Annotated in this window: 2 protein-coding genes and 1 riboswitch; both genes read right to left on the bottom strand. The window is 68.4% G+C overall.

What is annotated here, in order from left to right; all coding sequences use genetic code 11:
• Positions 1–177: 177 nt before the first annotated feature.
• Complete coding sequence (locus VFL64_RS12845) at positions 178–1,170, bottom strand: ABC transporter substrate-binding protein (RefSeq protein ID WP_489540772.1); 993 nt, start codon at positions 1,168–1,170, stop codon at positions 178–180.
• 58 nt (positions 1,171–1,228) lie between these two features.
• Positions 1,229–1,348: riboswitch (guanidine-I (ykkC/yxkD leader) on the bottom strand.
• Between the two features lie 311 nt (positions 1,349–1,659).
• A partial coding sequence (locus VFL64_RS12840; RefSeq protein ID WP_489540771.1) for a carboxyltransferase domain-containing protein occupies positions 1,660–3,463 on the bottom strand: 1,804 nt, incomplete at its 5' end.

Genomic DNA, 3,463 nt, shown 5'->3' with positions numbered 1-3,463 from the left:
AGGTTGGCCCCCACCCCGTCGGGCGAGCGGAACGGATGTGTGAGCTTCATGAGCGGCTCCGAGTCGTCATCCCGGCGCACGCCGGGATCCACTGCGCCGAGGGTTTTCGTCGAGGGCCAAGCGATGCAGTGGACCCCGGCCTGCGCCGGGGTGACTGCTTGTGCGTGGCCGACGGCTTCACTTCTTGGTCAGCGCGTTGACGAACTGCGCGTCGAAGGTCGCCTCGGTCGCCGGGATCGTGGTGATCTGGCCCTTGGCCTTGAGCAGCTCGGCGATGATCTCGCCGCTCGCGTAGTACGAGGTCGTCTCCTTGGCCTTGGCAAAGGCCTTGGGCATCTCGGCCACCGGGATGTTGTAGACGCCGGTGAGCTGTTCCTTCACCTCCTTGGCCGACACGCCCATGAACTTGCCGATGATCTTGGCGGCTTCATCCGGCTTGGCCTTCATGTAGGCCATGCCGTCGAGGTAGGCCTTCATCACGCCGCTGATGTCGGCCGGGCGGGCCTTGATCACCTTGTCGTCGAACACCAGCACGTCGGCAATCAGGCCGGGCGCGTTCTTCGACGAGAACACCACGTGGAACTTCTTGCCGCCGCCCTGGTTGACGATCTGCGACAGGCTGGGCTCGTAGGTCACGCCGATGGGCAGCTGGCCCGAGGCCATCGCGGCCGGCACGGCCTCGGGCGTCATGTTGGTGGCGCTGATGTCCTTGTCGGTGAGGCCGGCGGTCTTGAGCGCGTACGAGAGCAAAAAGTCAGACGGCGAGAGCGGGTTGAAACCGATCTTCTTGCCCTTGAAGTCCGACACCTTGGTGATGGCCTTGGTGGCCACGATGGCGTCGCCGCCGTTCGAGTAGTCGATGGGCATCACCACCTTCTGCGCCTGGCCGGCAGCCACCTGGCCGATGACCTGGTCGTAGGTGAGCATCGCGCCGTCGACCGCGCCGCTGGCGATGGCCGGCGGGATCAGCGCCGGGTCGGTGAAGACCTGCAGCGAGACCTTGAGGTTGTACTTCTTGTAGAGGTCGAGCGCGTCGGCCACGTAGAAGGGGCCGTAGCCGATCCAGACCACGGTGCCGATCTTCATCTGCGTGGGGCCGGCGGCGAAGCTGGTGGCCGCAACGAGCGAGAGCGCGAGGCCCGAGGCCAGGCTGCGGAGGGAGGGAAGCATGCGCATGTGAAAGGCTCCTGTGTGGTGGACGTGCGCAGGAAGAGACGATCGAACGTCGCTCTCCCGGGCTTTTGTCCCTCCGTGGAGCCCCGATGCATGGGCCATCGTGGCCGGGGCACTCTTGGACCAGCCACCCGCCGGCTCGCGCCGATGGATCGGAACCCTAGTGCCCCTGAGTAAGACGATTGCGCTTGCCGATGGCCAACCTGCCAACGACTCGCGGAACCGCTCTACCTGCGCACGTATTTCAGCAAGCACCGTGCCAGTGGAGGGGCTGTGCTGGGCGGGGGGTGTGCGCCAATGCGGGGCGCTTGGAGGGGTTGTTTGACATGGCGTGCACCGCGATGGACGAAAGAACGCGTTCAGCGCGTTAGCAGGTCACAGCCCGCTCAGGCTGAGGTATCGAAGCCCCGCTCCGTGCCGCCGCTTGCACGTGCCTTCGATACCTCAGGCTGAGCGGGTGATGGCGTGCGGACGAAAGACGACGCATCACCGCATCAGCACCAGCGGCTGGCCAGCCGTGACCGCCTCGCCCGACTTGCACAGCACGCGATCGATGCGGCCTGCACAGGGTGCGTGGACGGTGATCTCCATCTTCATCGACTCGACGACCACCAGCGCCTGCCCGGCACTCACTTCGGCACCGGCCTCGACCAGCACCGACCACACGCCGCCCGAGACCTGCGAGCCGACGACTTCGCCGTCGAAGGCCTCGCTGGCCGCGCGCGCCGCGGCGTCGTCGGCCGAGGCCGTGTCCTGCGGCGACTCGGACAGCCCGGCAATGCGCCAGCGTTCGCGCTCGGCCTCGAAGGCCCCCTGCTGCACCTGCTTGAAGGCGCCGATGGACGCCGCCTCGTCGCGCAGGAAGCGCTCGTAGTCGGAGAGGCGGAACGTGCCTTCCTCGATGCGCAGCGAGGCGCGCCCGGCGATGAAGCCCTGCCGCAGCGCGAGCAGCTCATCGGCCGAGACCGGGTAGAAGCGGATCTGGTCGAAGAAGCGCAGCAGCCAGGGCTTCTCGAACTCGCGTGCACCGTGTTGACCGTGGCGCCAGCGGTTCCACATCTGCACCGTGCGGCCGACGAACTGGTAGCCGCCCGGGCCTTCCATGCCGTAGACGCACAGGTAGGCGCCGCCGATGCCCACCGCGTTCTCCGGCGTCCAGGTGCGTGCCGGGTTGTACTTGGTCGTCACCATCCGGTGGCGCGGGTCGAGCGGCGTGGCCACCGGCGCACCCAGGTACACGTCACCCAGGCCCAGCACCATGTAGCTGGCGGCGAACACCGCGTCGTACACCGCCTGCACGTCGGGCAGGCCGTTGATGCGGCGGATGAACTCGATGTTGCTCGGGCACCAGGGCGCATCGGCGCGCACCGACTGCATGTACTTCTCGATGGCGAGCTGCGTGGCCGGGTCGTCCCACGACAGCGGCAGCCACACGGTGCGGCTGGGCACCTCGATGTCGTCCACCGCATCGACCTCGGCCTGCGCTTCGAGCAGCATGTCCATCAGCGCGGGCAGCGGCATGCGCTGCGCGTCGTAGTGCACCTGCAGCGAGCGGATGCCGGGGGTGAGGTCGATCAGGCCCGGCAGGCGGCCGGCCTCGCGCCAGGCCTGCAGAAGGGTCATGAGCGCGTGCACCTGGAAGCGCAGGCGCAGGTCCAGCACCAGCGGGCCGACCTCGATCAGCACGTAGCGGTCGCCAGCGCGGCGGTAGACCACCTCGACCTTGTCGCCCTCGGCCGGCAGGCGGTGCAGCACGGCGGCGTCGGCGGGCTGGTGCTTGGCGGTGTGCATGACGGGTGGCAGCGGCTCGATGCAGAGCGCGTTGTCCTGCGCAGTCGCACGCGCGACGGCTTCGTCGTGCGTGAGCGGGATGAAGCGCACGGTGTGGCCGGGCGCCAGCTGCCCCAGCTTCCACAGCTCGGCCTGCACCACGGTGGCGGGGCAGACGAAGCCGCCCAGGCTGGGGCCATCGGGGCCGAGGATCACCGGCATGTCGCCGGTGAAGTCGATGGCACCGATGGCGTAGGCGTTGTCGTGGATGTTCGAGGGGTGCAGGCCGGCCTCGCCGCCGTCGCGCCGCGCCCAGGTGGGCTTGGGGCCGATGAGGCGCACGCCGGTACGGCTGGAGTTGTAGTGCACCTGCCAGTCGGTGGCGAAGAAGGTGGCGATGTCGTCGGGCGTGAAGAAGTCGGGGGCGGCATGCGGGCCGATCAGCACGCCGATGTCCCAGCGGGTGCCGTAGGTGGGGATGAGGGCGCTCACCGCTTGTGCGTCCAGGCGCGGCTCGGTG

Origin of the sequence: Rhizobacter sp. (assembly GCF_035702065.1) — a bacterium.
GTDB lineage: Bacteria > Pseudomonadota > Gammaproteobacteria > Burkholderiales > Burkholderiaceae_C > Rhizobacter.
Note: the sequence above shows the minus strand (reverse complement) of the source record. Positions and strands in the feature narration are given on the sequence as shown.